We start from the raw sequence: 15350 nt of genomic DNA, 5'->3' as shown, positions 1-15350 counted from the left end.
CAGATCTTTAGCAGAGAGGGTTCTGCGGCAGTGGGGACAACGGATTGGGGGCGGCTGCGCGAGCGCGGTGAGGATGGCTTGCCTGACGGCGGGTAGGCTCGGTTGGGGCGGCGGGCCAAGGATTCTTTTTTCCCCCTCCCGCTTGTTTGAGACGGCGAGATTGCAGGAAAGCGTAGGCGATCATAGTCATCAGCGCGTGCCGGTGCAGGCCCGTCCATGAGCGCCCCTCGAAGTGGTCGAGGCCAAGTTCCTCCTTGAGCTGCTGATGCGCCTGTTCGCAGACCCAGCGCGCCTTGATGGCGCCTGCGATCTGCTTGAGCGGGGTGTCGGCGGGCAAGTTGGAGAGGTAGTATTTGCGCTCGCCGGTCGAGCGGTGCTCGCCGATCACCCAGACCTCCTCGCCGGGCAGATGCTGAGCGCCCATGTCGCGGATGCGCTGGGGTGGGCCATCTGCAACCCGGACACGGACAGCGGCGAAGCGCGCCGAGAGGCGGCCTTTGGTGCCACGCCGCCAACTGACCGCACGCCATGGGGCTGTCTCCAGCATCGCCTGCGCGGTCATCGACTTCACATCGGGGATATGCCGCTGGCGCGGACGGCCGCGTCCGGCAAGGGGAAAGATCATTGCCACGTCGGCGGGATAGACCTTCTGCTTGAACGGGATACCGACGGCCCAGGTAAGGCCGCGCTCGGTGAGCGCCTGCCGGAAGGGGGCGCTCAAGCCATATCCGGCATCGGCGAGCACGCAGCCAAAGCGTAGGCCGGCTGCGCGAGCCCGGTCGATCTCGGCCAGCGCGATTTCGGGCTTGGTCCTGTAGGCACGATGGTCCGCGGGCACACCGGCACGGTCGAGCCGGGCGGGATCGGAAGTCCAGCTCTCGGGCAGAAACAGCCGCAGCCCCACCATGACCGGCACTTCGCCAGAGGCCAGCGTCAGCGACACCAGCGTCTGGCAGTTGGCGTTCTTGCCAAGCGCCGAGGCATATTGCGGCGCGACGCCGACCGAGTGGCGCCCCTTCTTGGGGAGCGCGGTGTCGTCCACGATCAGCCACGCATCGTTCCCGCCAACTTGTCTGTCGGCCTCCGCAAGTAGCACCTTCTCCAGCGGCGCAGCATCCCACACGCCGCTCGCGATGAAGTGGTGCAGCTGGTCATAATTGACGCCTGCGTCGCGCGCCGCCATCGGTTGGATGCTCTTGCGATCCCCAAGGCCAATCAGCCCAGCAATATAGGCCGGACACATCCGCGCACGCGTCTTGTGCCTCAACGCCGAGACGAACGGCTCAAGCCACTGCTCCAGATCGACTTGCCAATCCCTGTTCATGGCCGGCCCCTCCAACAGCCGACCTCTCATGAATCACGCAAAACCGCTCTTGGGAATCCTCAAAACGCTCCCAGAACTAAAAATCTGCCAAAGTAGTGCTAGACTGCGGATTCATAAAGTGAGGCGACAATCTGATGGCCGCCAAGGTCATGCTCGACAGACAGAAGGCGCCGCTGGTACTTTCATCGGCAATGTCGCAATTGAGCGCCAACTCGGCGCACCTCATGGCGACTCTCCCACCACGCCCGGTACAACTTATTGGGTCAGTGACTTGAGGAGAGTTTCCATGCGTGGTCATTGCTTATGCGGCGCTATGGTTTTCGAAGTCGATGGGCCGGCGCAAGCATGCGTGGCCTGTCATTGTGAAAGTTGTCGGCGACAATGTTCCGCGCCGATGACCACCTACATTGGCGTCTTGGACGGCCACTGGCGATGGCTGGGCAAGCCACCGAAAATATTCAATTCCTCTCCCGGTGTGGAAAGAACATTTTGCGATAACTGCGGAACGCCGCTGTCCTTCCGCTCGACGAACATGTCTGGTGTCATGCATTTTTTTGCCGCGGCGATGGAGGAGCCGGAAAAATTCGCACCCACGCTGCATGTCGCTTTTGAGGAGAAGCTCCCTTGGTTGAAACTCGCCGACGGCCTGCCGACACGCGTTGGGCCTGACTATACGAAGAACTAGTCGGGGGTCGGCATCATCACTATGCAGCCGCACGCCGCGGCAAATCCCGCCTGGCGAACTTCTTCGCGCCGAACACGCAAAGCACCACGCCGAGTGTAACGACAACCATCATCGGGCTGACCTGCTCGTGCAGCAGCGTCGCCGCCAGTGCGAGCCCGAAAAACGGCTGCAGGAGCTGCAGCTGCCCCACCGCTGCAATGCCGCCTTGGGCCAAGCCGCGATACCAGAAGACGAAGCCGATCAGCATGCTGAACAGCGAGACATAGCCAAGACCGATCCAGGCAGTGGAGCCGACGCTGGCGAAGGACGGCGGCAGGGTCGCCAAAGTCAGCACCAGCATGGCCGGCAGGGAAAGCACCAGCGCCCAGCAGATCACTTGCCAGCCGCCGAGCTTGCGCGACAATGCCGCACCCTCGGCGTAGCCAAGGCCGCAGGCGATGATGGCCGCAAGCATCAGCCCATCCCCGACTGGCGAAGCCGTCACGCCTTGCGCAAGCGCAAAACCCGCCACCAGCGCACTGCCGAGGCATGAGAACAGCCAGAAGGCCGGCCGGGGCCGTTCACCGCCGCGCAGCACGCCGAAGATCGCGGTCGCCAGCGGCAGCAGGCCGACAAAGATGATGGAGTGGGCCGAAGTGACATGCTTCAGCGCCAATGCCGTCAGCAAGGGAAAGCCGACCACCACGCCAAGAGCAACGATGACGAGCGACAGCAAGTCATGACGCCCAGGGCGCTTCTCGCGGAATGCAAGCAGCAGCGCCAGGCCAAGCAGACCAGCTATGACCGCGCGGGCCGATGTCAGGAATATCGGATCGAGATCCATCACCGCCACACGCGTCGCCGGCAACGAACCGCTGAAGATCAGCACGCCGATAAATCCGTTCACCCAGCCGCTCGCCGTCTTGTCCATCGCAGGCTCCATTGCTTTCACCCTCTATCGTGCGGACGCCCATGGTGCGGCCAGAGACAATGGGGTACAATTCGATGAAACTGTAATGGAGGATCGAGCAGTACGGATGACAGACCTTGCTTTGGAAACCGACGGCGCACGCACCCTTGTGGAGAGCGTCATGGCGACCATCCGTCAGCGGATCGCCGCGCGCAGCCTGACACCGGGAACCCGATTGCCGTCGATCCGTGCCTTCGCGAAGTCCATGCAGGTGTCCAAATCCACCGTCGTCGAAGCTTATGACCGACTCGCCGCCGAAGGCGCGATTCGCTCCCGGCCGGGTTCCGGGTTTTATGCCGCCGGGTCTCTGGCGCCTCTGTCTTTGGCCGAGATCGGTCCCCGGCTCGACCGTGCCGTCGATCCGCTCTGGGTTTCCCGCCAATCGCTGGATGCCAGCGACGAGATCCTAAAACCCGGTTGTGGCTGGCTGCCGGCCTCCTGGATGCCTCAGGCCGCGCTGCGTCGCGCACTGCGTACCGTGGCACGTGCAGACGATGTCGCGCTTGCCGATTACGGCACGCCGCTCGGGCTGCCGCCGCTACGCCGATTGCTGGCGCGGCGCATGGCCGGGCACGGCATCGAAGCTTCGCCCGAACAGATCATGCTGACGGAATCGGGCACCCAAGCGATCGACCTGCTCTGCCGGTTCCTGATCGAGCCCGGCGACACGGTGCTGGTCGACGATCCCTGCTATTTCAATTTTCACGCTTTGCTGCGCGCCCATCGCGCCAAGGTCGTCAGCGTTCCCTACACGCCATCGGGGCCGGACATAGAGTTGTTCGCCCAGGCGCTCGCCGAACACCGGCCGCGCCTCTACATCACCAACTCCGCCATCCACAATCCCACGGGCGCGATCCTGTCTCCAGTGACGGCCCATCGTTTGCTCAAGCTGGCCGACCAGTCGGATCTGACGATCGTCGAGGACGACATCTTCGCCGATTTCGAGCACACCCCTGCCCCCAGGTTGGCGGCGTTCGATGGCCTCAGCCGCGTCGTCCAGATCGGCAGTTTCTCCAAGACGCTGTCGGCATCGGTCCGCTGCGGTTTCATCGCCGCGCCCCGCGACTGGATCGAGGGCCTGGCCGACCTCAAGATCGCCACGACCTTCGGCGGCGGACGGCTGGCGGCCGAACTGGTGCTGACGCTGCTGAAGGACGGCAGCTACCGCAAGCATATGGATTTGCTGCGCGCCCGCCTTGCGCGCGCCATGGTTGAAACCAGCGCCCGGCTGAAAGCGATCGGCATCATGCCCTGGATCGAGCAACCAGCCGGGCTGTTCCTGTGGTGCGGATTGCCGGACGGGGTGGACGCGGCCGAAATCGCCCGCCGCGCGCTGGCCGACAACATCGTGCTGGCACCCGGCAATGCGTTCAGCCTGTCGCAGTCCGCCAGCCGCTTCCTGCGCTTCAACGTCGCCCAGTGCGCGGACGAGCGAATTTTCAAGGTGCTCGAAACAGCGATGGTTCGCTGATTTGGCATGAAATCGTCAGTGCTTCGCACAGACCTCGCGCACGCACTCACGCAACCAGCGTTGCGCCGGGTCGGCATCGAGGCGCGGATGCCAGAGCATCGAAATGGTAACGTCCAGGGTGGCGACCGGCAGGGGAAAACTGTGCATGCCGGCGCGCGCTCCCGCCGTATGCCGCCCGGGCACGCTGGCGATCAGGTCCGAGGCCCGCGCCATGGCAAGTGCCGCCGAAAAACCCGAGACCATGCACACCACCGTCCGCCGCAAGCCAATCGTGCCCAAGGCCTCGTCGATCGGCCCTTTCTCGCGGCCGCGCCGCGAAACGCTGATGTGCCGGCCGGCCGCATAGCGCTCGGGCGTCACCTTGCCCTCGCTCAGGGGGTGGTCTGATCGAACAGCGCCGATGAAGCGATCGCGAAGCAGCGCCTGGATGCGTACCTCGGGTCCGGTCTCGCCGGCAACGCCGATTTCAAGGTCAATCGCCGCCTCACGCAGTGACATCGCATCCTTGTCGGACTTCGGCGAGAAACGCAGCCGCACCCCCGGCGCATCGGCCTCGATACGGGCGACGAGGCGGGGCGCGAACTCCTCGACGAAGCTTTCGTTGGTACGCAATGTGAAGATCCGGTCCAGGCTCCGGGGATCAAGCAACTGGGTAGGGCGCAGGAGCACCTCCGCGTCCTGGACGACACGGCCGACCTGTCGCCGCAATTCCTCCGCTCGCGGCGTCGCCACCAGGCCGCGCCCGGCGCGCACCAGCAGAGGATCGCCGGTTGCCTCGCGCAGCCGCGCCAGCGTCCGGCTCATCGCCGAGGGGCTGAGGCGCAGACGGCGCGCCGCGCCCGCCACGCTGCCCTCGGCCAGGAGGACATCGAGGGCAAACAGCAGATTGAGATCGGGTGATGTCATCGGTCTTTCATAGCATGATATGGCGTTTGGCGCACGAATAAGATGCAAATGCTGCGCCTTCCGCCGCATCAACCACAAGGCTAGATCTCCGACAGCTCCGCTTCGAGAGCAGACAGAAAGGAGATCGCCTTGGCAGTCGCTGAGCAAAATCGGGAACTGATATCGACGCCGCGACAGGTGCGGTCCGCCGGCCTGGCGCTGGCGAGCCTGTCGCTTGCGACCCTGCTATCGTCGTTGGGAACCAGCATCGCCAGCGTCGGGCTGCCCTCGCTCATGCAGGCTTTCGATGCATCGTTCCAGTCCGTGCAATGGGTGGTTCTCTCCTATCTGCTCGCCATCACGACGCTGATCGTCGGTGCCGGGCGGCTGGCCGACATGTTCGGGCGCCGGCCGTTGCTGCTTGGCGGCATCGCACTGTTCACGCTGGCATCGGTGCTCTGCGGCCTGGCACCGACGCTCTGGCTGCTGATCGCGGCACGCACCATGCAGGGGCTTGGCGCCGCGCTGATGATGGCGCTGACGCTGGCCTTTGTCGCGGAAACCGTGAGCAAGGAGCGAACCGGCAGCGCCATGGGCCTGCTCGGCGCCATGTCGGCGATCGGCACGACGCTCGGGCCCTCGCTTGGTGGCCTTTTGATCGCCGGCCTCGGCTGGCGGGCGATCTTTCTTGTCAATGTCCCGCTGGGCCTTGTGACCTTCGCTCTCGCCTGGCGTGCCTTGCCGGCGCGTGGCGGAACAATGGAGGCCGGTCGAGGCACGTTTGACGTCACGGGCACGGCTCTGCTGGCCCTTACCTTGGGCGCCTATGCCCTGGCATTGACGCTTGGCAAAGGCAATTTCGGCTTGCTCAATTTGGGCTTGCTGGTCGCGGCCAGTATCGGCGTCATCATGTTCGCCACCACGCAGGCGAAGGCGAAGGCGCCCCTTGTCCAACTCGCCCGCTTCCGCGACCCACGGCTGAGCGCTGGCCTCGCCATGAGCTTGATCGTCGCCACGGTGATGATGGCAACCCTCGTGGTTGCTCCGTTCTACCTGTCGCGCGGGCTCGGCTTGGATGCCGCGTTGGTCGGAATGGCGCTTTCGACCGGGCCGCTTGTCTCAACCCTATCGGCGCTGCTGGCCGGCCGCCTGACCGATCGCTTCGGTGCCCGCAGGATGATGGTCGCCGGCCTGGCCTGCCTCGCCACGGGGACGGTCCTCCTGTCGCTTGCCCTCACCAAACTCGGCATTGCCAGCTATGTCGTTCCAATCACCGTCACCTGCTTCGGTTACGCCCTGTTCCAGACCTCCAACAACGCAGCAGTCATGGGCGGTGTAAGCGCAAACGAGCGTGGCGTCGTTTCCGGTCTGCTCAACCTGTCGCGCAATCTCGGTCTCATCACCGGCGCATCGCTGATGGGCGCCATCTTCGCGATTGCATCAAGTGGCGCTCGGCAAGGAACAGGTCAGGACGTTCTGAGTTCCGCTTCGGCCGCCCGGGGCATGCAGGTCACCTTTGAGACGGCAACGGCCCTGGCGCTGGTTGCGCTGCTGCTCGCGCTGCTGTCACTGCGCTTTGCCGGCCGTACGCGGTCCGGGCTGGCGTGACCCGTTTGGCTGTTACCGACGGCGGGCCGCCCAAAGGACCGCCGTTCAGGCCCCCGCCCGCTTACGGCGTTCGTAAAGCATGACCAGCGTTTCAGCCATCAGCGCCGGCTTTTCCTCGCCTTCGATCTCGACCGTGTTCGCTGCCTTCATCAGATACTGGCCTGGGCCCAGGTCTTCCATGGAAAGCAAGGTCGTGCGCAGGCGAATGCGTGCGCCGACCCTGACGGGAGCCAGGAAACGCACCTTGTCGAAACCGTAATTGAAGGCGGCCTGTGTATTCTCGGGCACGATCCCCATGTCGAGGGCCAGCGCGCCGATGATCGACAACGTCAGATAGCCATGCGCGATCGTGGTGCGGAACGGGCTTTGCCGCCGCGCCCGTTCAGGATCGACATGAATCCATTGATGGTCGCCGGTGCAGTCAGCGAACTGGTTGATACGGTTCTGGTCGACCGTGGTCCATTCCGAGACGCCGAGCTCCTGTCCGGACATCGTTCTCAACTGCTCGTAGGTAGGCGGCGTTTTAGGCCGTACTTCCGTCATTCCTGCTTTCCCGATCGCTTCCAAGCTTCCGGACCACGAACCGGCGGCCTCTGTCAATTCGTACTGCGCAAATCCGTTCCGGCGGATTCGAGCTCATTCGTGCCATGCCTTGCCATGCGATGGCAGGCCGAATTCGGATTTTCCGAGCTTCCAGGTTACCAGGAGTTCATGCCGTGGCGCTAATGCAACTATGTGCAAGGTTGCGGAATCGCGAACCGCCGTGCCCGGCCGCGGGCGGAACGACAATCGATGAGAATCTACTTCTGCCCGTAACCGGCGCGGACCTCCTCCATCGCCTCCTTGATGCGCGCCCGCAGGATGTCGATCGATTCGGTGCCTGATTTTCTGGCCAGTTCAGCCACTTCACCCGTGTTCTTGAGCGCGGCCTCGAAGGATTTTCTGGCAAACTCCGTCTGCTTGGCCATTAGCTCCTGCGGATTGCCCGGTGCGCGGTAGCTCTGCGCCATGTCGGCGACCTCGCGCAGCGTGTCCTGCAGCATTTCGCGCTGCTTCGACAACACCGAGGATGCCCCGGCCGCACTGGTCCGTGCCGCCTTCGTTGGGCACCTTCAGGTCGCGGCCGAACCTGCCGAACATCTCCATGAAGGAATCGGATTCCGGTTGCCTGGCCATGATTGTCTTCTCCCCTGTCGCCGCGGGTGCGGACGCCCTCGACGGGAGAATAGCACTCGAACGCCGTGTGTCCATTTCGAACGCACGCCTGGCGGTCGACACGGATCAATTGACCGGGAGCAGCAACTCGATCGTATAGAGCACGATGCCAGCCAGCCCGCCGATGATCATGCCGTTGAAGCGGATATATTGCAGGTCCCTGCCGATGTTCATCTCGATCAGACGTGTCAGTTGCGCCAGATCCCAGCGCTTGACCTGGTCGGCGATGAATTTCGATACGCCGCTCTTCTGGGTCTCGACGAAAGAGGCCAGCGCCACCACGAATCCTCCATTCATGTCGGCCCGGATCTGCGCATCGCCGGCAAGATGGCGGCCGACCTCGACGAACATGTTGGCGAGATGTTCTCGTATCAGCGAATTCGGCGCCTTGGCGTCCTGCTCGATGAACAGGCTGAGGCTCTCCCACATGTCGCCGGCCAGCGCCTTGACTTCGGGTCTGGCGAGGAAATCGCGCTTCATTTTCTCCGCTCGCCTGGCATATTGCTTGGACGTGCGCAGCCGCTCGACGAAACCTTGCGCGAAACGGTCGAATTCGGCGCGCATCGGGTGATCGGGATCGGCACGCACCTCATCCAGCAACGAGCCCGCCGAGGCGACGATCTTCTTCAGGAGATAGGCATCGGCGCGGAACAGGTTGAACAGCGACGGCAGTTCCTCGCGGATCTTGTCGCGCATCGTCGCCAGCGCCTGTTCGTCGTTGAGGAACCGGCCGATGACCTTGATGAATTCGTCGAACAGCTTCTGGTGGCGGCGATCGTCGGTGAGCGCCGACAAGAGTTCGGCGGCCAGCGGCGCCAGCGGCACCTTTTCGATCTGCTCGAGCATACGGCTGGTGACGAAACCGCGCAGACCGGATTGCTCGACGGCGGCAAGCGTCTGCGGCACCAGCCGCACGACGAAGCGCGACAGGTCGGCGGCGCGCTCGGCATCGGCCAGCCAGTCGGCCACGAGCGCCGAAAAATCGACCTCGGCGAGTTTATCACGCACCGGCTCCGGCGCCAGGAAATTGACCTCGATGAAACGGCCGAGATTGTCGGCGATGCGGTCCTGGTTTTCCGGAATGATGGCGGTGTGGGGGATGGGCAGCCCGAGCGGCCGTTTGAACAGCGCCACCACCGCGTACCAGTCGGCAAGGCCGCCGATAGTTGCCGCCTCGGCGAAGGCGGCGACGAAGCCGAGCCACGGATAGCTGCTCTGGAAGGACTTGGCCAAGGCAAAGACCAGCACGCAGAGTGCCAGTGCGGCGGTGGCGACGAACTTTGTCCGCCGTAGCGCGGAAAGCTTGGCGCCCGCGTCGGCATCGAACCGCACTGGCGCCAGGGACTGGTCCGATTGAGCCATGGATGGGCCGCTCCTCGTCGATCTCAAGCCTATCTAGTGCTGCGGCCGCCGGAATGCCCGTGGCGGCCGGTTTGTCCCGGTGTTTGCCCGGCGATGCACATAAAGTTGACGAATTTGTTCATCTATGATGCCCAGCCAGTCTGGAATTATTCCAAGGTATAGGCCATATTCGGACGAGGCCAGTGTGGCGACTCCGAGGATCCGGATGAAGCCGCGCCAGCAAAGTTCTAGACTCTGGCATGGTTGCACCCGCGCCAGCGCTTCGTGAGGATGAAATGCGGCTTACCCGCCAAACCAACTATGCCATGCGCATCCTGATGTATTGCGCCGCCAACAATGAACGGTTGAGCCGCATCCCGGAGATCGCGGCCGCCTATTCGGTGTCCGAACTGTTTCTGTTCAAAATCCTGCAGCCTTTGGTCGAGAACGGCTTGGTCGAGACCGTGCGCGGCCGGAACGGCGGGGTGCGGCTCGGCCGTGCCGCCGAATCGATAAGCCTCTTCGACGTAGTGCGCGTGACCGAGGAAAGCTTTGCCATGGCGGAGTGCTTCGAGAACGATGCCGCCGAATGCCCGCTGGTCGACAGCTGCGCATTGAACTCGGCTTTGCGCGAAGCGCTCAACGCCTTCTTCGCCGTGCTTGCCCGCTACACGATCGCCGACCTGGTGGCGGCACGGCCGAATGTGCGCAACCTGCTCGGCATCGACATGCTGATGGAGCGCCGCGCGCCGGCGGCTTGATCCCTGCCGCGTCATGCGAGGTCGGCTCGGATTCAGGTCAGGCCGAGTCGAAAATGGTGGCTTCTGAGAACCGGAACGGAGCGTACGTTTGGGTACGCGAGTACTGGAAGCGCAAGAAACCACCATGTGCAGGCCGGCATCACCTGAACATCAGCTGACCAATGATTGCGGGAGCACGAACGGCACGTCGCCAGCCGGCAGCACGCCGACCTTGAGCCGGCAGTCGAACACCTTCTCGATCAGGTCGTCGCTCAGCACGTCCCTCGGCGAGCCGGTCGCAGCCAGCCGGCCGCGATGCATCACGAAGATGCGGTCGGCGTACATGGCCGTCAGATTGAGGTCGTGCAGGATCGCGACCACGCCCCCGCCCCTCCTGGCGAAATCGCGGGCGATGTTCATGATGATAAGCTGGTGCTTGATGTCGAGGCTGGAAACCGGCTCGTCGAGGAAAAGATAGCGCGTCCTGCCGTCGAGCACCGGCGCCCAGACCTGGCACAGCACGCGCGCAAACTGGACGCGCTGCTGCTCACCACCCGAAAGCTCCTGGTAGCAACGCCCGGAAAAGCCGTCGAGATCGACCCGCGCCAGCGCGCGCTCCGGCAGGCGTTCGTCCTCGCCGGGCAGCACGCCCGAGCGGCCGCCGACGAGGCCAAGCCTGACGATCTCGCGCACGGTGAAGGGAAAGGACAAGGTCGTTGCCTGAGGCAGCACCGCTCGCACGGTCGCGGCCTCGACCGGCGTCATCGCCGACAGATCGCGACCGTTGATGACGATCCGTCCGGTATGGGCGAGATCCCCCGACATCGCCTTGAGAAAGGTCGTCTTGCCCGATCCGTTGGGACCGACGATGGCCGAGATTTCACCCGGCCTGACTTCGAAATCGACGTTGGCGACAATGCGCTTCTTGCCGATCGCCACAGAAACATCGCGCGCTTCGATCATGAAACACTCCTACAGGTCCCAAATCTCACAGGTCGATCAGGCCGCGTTTGCGCAGCAGGATCCACAGGAAGAACGGCGCGCCTGCTATCGCGGTGACGATGCCGATCGGCAATTCGGCCGGAGCCACGATGGTGCGCGCGACGGCATCGGCGAGCAGCAGCAGCGAAGCGCCGAGCAGCGCCGAGGCCGGCAGCAGATAGCGATTGTCGGGACCGATCAGCAGGCGCAGCAGATGCGGCACCACGATGCCGACGAAACCGATGCGCGTTCAGGCCGCGGGCCAGGAACGGCATCGCCGCAAGTGCCAGAACGATGATCGGCCCGACGGAGGCGATCTTGGCCCATGTCGCACCACCGAGCGATCCCAGTGACCAGAAGGTGAGGTCGCGCAACTGGCGATCGTCGGCCATGAATATCAGGATTCCGGTCAGTGCCATGGCAAGTGCCGCCAGGGCTATACCCGCGAGCATGGTGGCGACCGAGGTTTGCCCGATGCCGGCGGGCGAGCAGACCGATCAATCGAAGAAAACTGACCAGGAAAAAGCAGCTCCCGCGGGCGCGACGCTGCTCGACAAGATCCTGGTGCTCAGCCGCACCGGCGAGACGGCGATCGAATCGCTGGCATCGGCCAGCCATGTCGACCAGGAGCAGCTCGACCGCCGCATGGCGACGACGCCGAACGAAATGCTGCTCGGCGTACCAGGTGTCGCCGCGCAGGCAGACGCCAGGCGCGTCAGCACCGGCATCAACATACGAGGCCTGCAGGATTTCGGCCGCGTCGCCGTCATCGTCGACGGCGCGCGCCAGAATTTCCAGCGTTCCGACCACGGCACCCAGTCGACCTTCTACATCGATCCCGAACTGGTCAAATCCGTCGACGTGATCCGTGGTCCGGTCGCCAACACCCATGGCTCGGGCACCATCGGCGGCGTGGTCTTCTTCGACACCAAGGATGCGGTGGATTTCCTCAAGCCTGACGAGACCTGGGCCGCTTCCGTCACTGGACGCTACGAGAGCAACGGCAAGGGCTGGACATCAAGCGCATCCCGCGCTTCTCGCATCAATGAGAACTGGGACGTGTTGGGCAACATCGTCTACCGCGACTACGGCAACTACAAGGACGGCGACGGCGACCCCGTCAACGGCACTGGCTTCGACGTGCTGAGCGGCCTGCTCAAGACCACCATCCGGCCAACGGAGAATAGTGAGCTCAAGCTCGGCTGGGTCGGCTCCAGCGACGGCTGGGACGAGACCAGCGGCGGCGTGCCTGTGAATGATGTCGACCTGAAGTCGAACACTTTCACCGCCCGCTACAACATCACCGACGAAGACAAGAGCTGGCTCGATCTCCACATCAACACCTCCTACAACAAGACCAGTCTCGACCTGACCAGTCTCGTGCCGCAGAACCGCTTCGATCCGGTGACCGGTTTTCCCGTGGTGCTGCCGGCAGGATCGCAGTCGACATTCGATGTCGGCACGACCGGCATCGATATCTGGAACACGTCACGGTTCGAAACGAGCGCCATCGCGCATGAACTGACCTATGGCGGCGACTGGGTCGGCGACAACGTCAAGACAGGCGGCGCGGCAGGCGGCGACAGTTTCTACACCCCTTCGGGCAAACGGAATGTGTCAGGCGCCTACGTCCAGGACAAGCTCACCTGGGATTGGCTCGAGGTCATCGCCGGCTTGCGTTACGACAGCTACAGCCTGAAGGATGACACGCACGATATTTCCGGCGACAGGCTATCGCCGCGCGTCACGATCGGTGTCTCGCCGTTCGAGAGCGCCGGACTTGCCGGCCTGCAATTCTATGGCACCTATGCGGAAGGCTACCGCTCGCCGTCGATCACGGAGACGCTGATCAGCGGCAACCATCCGGCTGGCGTCAGCTTCCCGTTCCTGCCCAATCCAAATCTGCGGCCTGAAACCCGCAAGACGACCGAGTTCGGCGTCAACTACAAGCAGAACGACATCTTCGAGGCTGGCGACGCACTCCGTATCAAGGCGGCCTATTTCAACAACGATGTCGACGACTATATCGACGGCGTAACGCTATCGCCATTCGCTCCAGGCAGCGGCTGCCCCTTCGGCCCCGGCATCCCGATCTGCTTCCAGTATCAGAATTTCGCCAAGGCCAAGATCAACGGCTTCGAGCTGGAAGGCGTCTACGACGCGGCATGGGGCTATGCCGGCCTCTCGGCTTCGATCACGGACGGCCACACCGTTTCCTATAAGGGTGTGGAAGCCGACCTCGCCACCATTCCCTCCTCCCAGGTCACCGCTCAACTCGGCTTGCGCTTCCTCGAGGACAAGCTGACCGTCGGTGGCGAGGTGCAGTACAACGGCAAGCCGAAGGGCAATGCGGTGGCCACCGACCTACGCTGGTCAACGCCTTCGCCAGCTATCAGGCGACCGACGATCTGAAAGTCGATTTCCGTGCCGACAATCTGTTCGACGTCAAATACGCCAACCCGTTGAATGGCAGCACGACCGTCGCTGTCTACGAACCCGGCATCACGCTGAAGCTGGCGGCAACCATGCGATTTGGAGGCTGAGCATGACGGACTTGACGACATCCCTTCGTCTGCTGACCTCGACGCTGGCGATGTCGCTTGCGACGGTTCCGGCGTGGGCTGAACAGTCCGCGCCGGTCCTGACCTAAGGTGGGACTGAAACCCGCCTTGGCACGACATATGGTGGCCCGGCCTCTGGTCGGCCTTCTGCCGTTCGAGCCAGTCTATCTTGATTTGACAATGTTGCCTGGGCCGCTGCATTTTCCGCTGCGCGACATGCAGAAAACCAGTCCCCTCCCCGATGCCGGCGACGAGTTGGCCGTCGTGCCGGCCAAGCCGCTTGCCCAGACGCGGCCGCTCGCCGGCAACGGCAAATGGCCGGCTGCGATCGTCATCTCCTGCCTGCTCCATGCAGGCGTGGCGGCGGCCTTTCTGATCTCGCCGGCCCGCACGTTCGATTCCAGGGAGTCGGAGCAGTCGGAAGGCGGCGATCACACAGGCGACAAGGTGGCAGGGAGTGTCCTGGACAAGGATCCCACGGCGATAGATGTCAGGCTGGTGCCGAACCAGCCGCCGGTCAAACCACATCAGGCTGAGGCGGCGAGGCCGACGCCGCCGACAGAATCTTCGCGGCCCGTGCGGGAAGCCGCGACACAGGATAGCGAGCCTGTCCGTGAGGCCGTAAAGCAAGCGTCGGAGCCCTCGCGGGAACCCGCCAAACAGCCAGTGGTCACGCCCGACATATTGGTGGCGGCAACCGCGCGCCCGGACAAGCAGAGCGTGGCCGCCAGCAGCGAAACGCCGGTGCAGCCGAACGCCCGGGCCGAACCGGTCGAAATGCCTGTCGCCGTCCCGGACCAGCCGCCGATCTCCTATGCAAGGCCAACTCCGGCAACCGTCCCTGCGACAGCCGAAAGGAGCGGCACGGCCGATGGCCAGGATCGGCCGGCGCAAGCGGCCAGCAAGGGCAAAAGGCAGAAAGAGGCCGGCAGCGCCGCGGAAGACAGCTACCGCGGCGACGTCTTTCGAAAGCTTGGGAGCGTCAATCGTACTCTCCCGCCATCGCTGCAACTGGCTGCGCGTAACAATGCGGTTGTCGCATTCGTTATAGGCCGGAAGGGCAACATGGATCAGTTGCGCATTCTGGAAAGCTCAGGATCGGCGACTTTCGATGAGGCCGCGCTTGGCATCGTGCGCAAGGCCGCTCCCTTCCCTCCAATTCCGCCACAGGCCGGGACTCCGAGTTTGGAGTTCGAGGTCGGGATCGGCCCGTTTTGAACAGGCCAAGAACAACGTTGCGGCGCCAACCATCAACATCCGCATGAAAGGAACCCCATGTACATCGCCATGAACCGTTTCAAGGTGCAGACCGGCTCCGAGGCCGACTTCGAAGCCGTTTGGAAGAACCGGGATTCCAGCCTTGCCGAGATGAAAGGCTTTCGGGAATTCCATCTGCTGCGCGGCCCGGTCAACGAGGCCGAAGGCTACACGCTTTTCGCCTCGCACACGGTGTGGGCGAGCCACGGCGACTTCGTCGCCTGGACCAAATCGGAGAACTTCCGCGCCGCCCACCGCAATGTCGGGACGACGAAGGTCCATTATCTCGGCCACCCTCAGTTCGAGGGCTTTTCCGTCGTCGAGGGCGCGTAA

At 63.6% G+C, this 15350-nt stretch carries 11 protein-coding genes and 4 pseudogenes; 7 read left to right on the top strand and 8 right to left on the bottom strand.

Annotated features, from left to right (window positions below):
• Window positions 1–7: 7 nt before the first annotated feature.
• Window positions 8–1358, bottom strand: a pseudogene (locus FJ970_RS17370) (IS701 family transposase).
• 360 nt (window positions 1359–1718) lie between these two features.
• Between FJ970_RS17370 and FJ970_RS17365 the strand changes: the two are divergent.
• Window positions 1719–2009, top strand: a complete 291-nt coding sequence (locus FJ970_RS17365; RefSeq protein ID WP_246682622.1) for a GFA family protein — start codon at window positions 1719–1721, stop codon at window positions 2007–2009.
• Between the two features lie 19 nt (window positions 2010–2028).
• On the opposite strand, the gene FJ970_RS17360 is transcribed toward FJ970_RS17365, so the two are convergent.
• Window positions 2029–2919, bottom strand: a complete 891-nt coding sequence (locus FJ970_RS17360; RefSeq protein WP_140758303.1) for a DMT family transporter — start codon at window positions 2917–2919, stop codon at window positions 2029–2031.
• 106 nt (window positions 2920–3025) lie between these two features.
• Between FJ970_RS17360 and FJ970_RS17355 the strand changes: the two genes are divergently transcribed.
• Window positions 3026–4429 (top strand): PLP-dependent aminotransferase family protein, encoded by a 1404-nt coding sequence (locus FJ970_RS17355; RefSeq protein WP_140758302.1) that lies wholly within the window; start codon window positions 3026–3028, stop codon window positions 4427–4429.
• 15 nt (window positions 4430–4444) lie between these two features.
• Here FJ970_RS17355 and FJ970_RS17350 read toward each other — a convergent pair whose 3' ends face one another.
• Window positions 4445–5335, bottom strand: coding sequence for a LysR family transcriptional regulator (locus FJ970_RS17350; protein WP_140758301.1), 891 nt, complete (start codon window positions 5333–5335; stop codon window positions 4445–4447).
• Between the two features lie 129 nt (window positions 5336–5464).
• On the opposite strand from FJ970_RS17350, the gene FJ970_RS17345 reads away from it, so the two are divergent.
• Complete coding sequence (locus FJ970_RS17345; protein WP_140758300.1) at window positions 5465–6922, top strand: MFS transporter; 1458 nt, start codon at window positions 5465–5467, stop codon at window positions 6920–6922.
• Between the two features lie 45 nt (window positions 6923–6967).
• Here the strand turns inward: FJ970_RS17345 and FJ970_RS17340 are convergent, their stop codons facing one another.
• From FJ970_RS17340 to FJ970_RS17330, 3 genes and pseudogenes are all read right to left on the bottom strand, one after another.
• Window positions 6968–7465 carry a MaoC family dehydratase gene (locus FJ970_RS17340; RefSeq protein ID WP_140758299.1) on the bottom strand — a complete coding sequence of 166 codons (498 nt, stop codon included), beginning with the start codon at window positions 7463–7465 and terminating at the stop codon, window positions 6968–6970.
• 257 nt (window positions 7466–7722) lie between these two features.
• Window positions 7723–8098, bottom strand: a pseudogene (locus tag FJ970_RS17335) (phasin family protein).
• Between the two features lie 105 nt (window positions 8099–8203).
• Entirely contained in the window at window positions 8204–9499 is a 1296-nt protein-coding gene (locus tag FJ970_RS17330) for a DUF445 domain-containing protein (protein WP_140758298.1), read from the bottom strand.
• Between the two features lie 275 nt (window positions 9500–9774).
• Between FJ970_RS17330 and rirA the strand changes: the two genes are divergently transcribed.
• Window positions 9775–10239 carry an iron-responsive transcriptional regulator RirA gene (gene rirA, locus FJ970_RS17325; protein ID WP_140758297.1) on the top strand — a complete coding sequence of 155 codons (465 nt, stop codon included), beginning with the start codon at window positions 9775–9777 and terminating at the stop codon, window positions 10237–10239.
• Between the two features lie 150 nt (window positions 10240–10389).
• On the opposite strand, the gene FJ970_RS17320 is transcribed toward rirA, so the two are convergent.
• Both FJ970_RS17320 and FJ970_RS17315 read right to left on the bottom strand, forming a co-directional pair.
• The gene (locus tag FJ970_RS17320; protein WP_140758296.1) at window positions 10390–11181 is read right to left on the bottom strand and encodes a heme ABC transporter ATP-binding protein; all 792 of its coding nucleotides are present in this window, start codon (window positions 11179–11181) and stop codon (window positions 10390–10392) included.
• Between the two features lie 25 nt (window positions 11182–11206).
• Window positions 11207–11672: pseudogene (locus FJ970_RS17315) on the bottom strand (FecCD family ABC transporter permease); the annotation flags it as partial.
• 1 nt (window position 11673) lies between these two features.
• Here FJ970_RS17315 and FJ970_RS17310 point away from each other — a divergent pair.
• The 3 genes and pseudogenes from FJ970_RS17310 to FJ970_RS17300 all read left to right on the top strand — a co-directional run bounded on the left by FJ970_RS17310 (window position 11674) and on the right by FJ970_RS17300 (window position 15350).
• Window positions 11674–13742 (top strand): annotated as a pseudogene (locus FJ970_RS17310) (TonB-dependent hemoglobin/transferrin/lactoferrin family receptor).
• A gap of 198 nt (window positions 13743–13940) precedes the next feature.
• A complete protein-coding gene (locus FJ970_RS17305; protein ID WP_321575680.1) occupies window positions 13941–14978 on the top strand; it encodes a TonB family protein in 1038 nt (345 codons plus the stop codon).
• 57 nt (window positions 14979–15035) lie between these two features.
• Entirely contained in the window at window positions 15036–15350 is a 315-nt protein-coding gene (locus FJ970_RS17300) for an antibiotic biosynthesis monooxygenase family protein (protein WP_140758295.1), read from the top strand.

The sequence above is a fragment of the Mesorhizobium sp. B2-1-8 genome (assembly GCF_006442545.2).
GTDB lineage: Bacteria > Pseudomonadota > Alphaproteobacteria > Rhizobiales > Rhizobiaceae > Mesorhizobium.
Note: the sequence above shows the minus strand (reverse complement) of the source record. Positions and strands in the feature narration are given on the sequence as shown.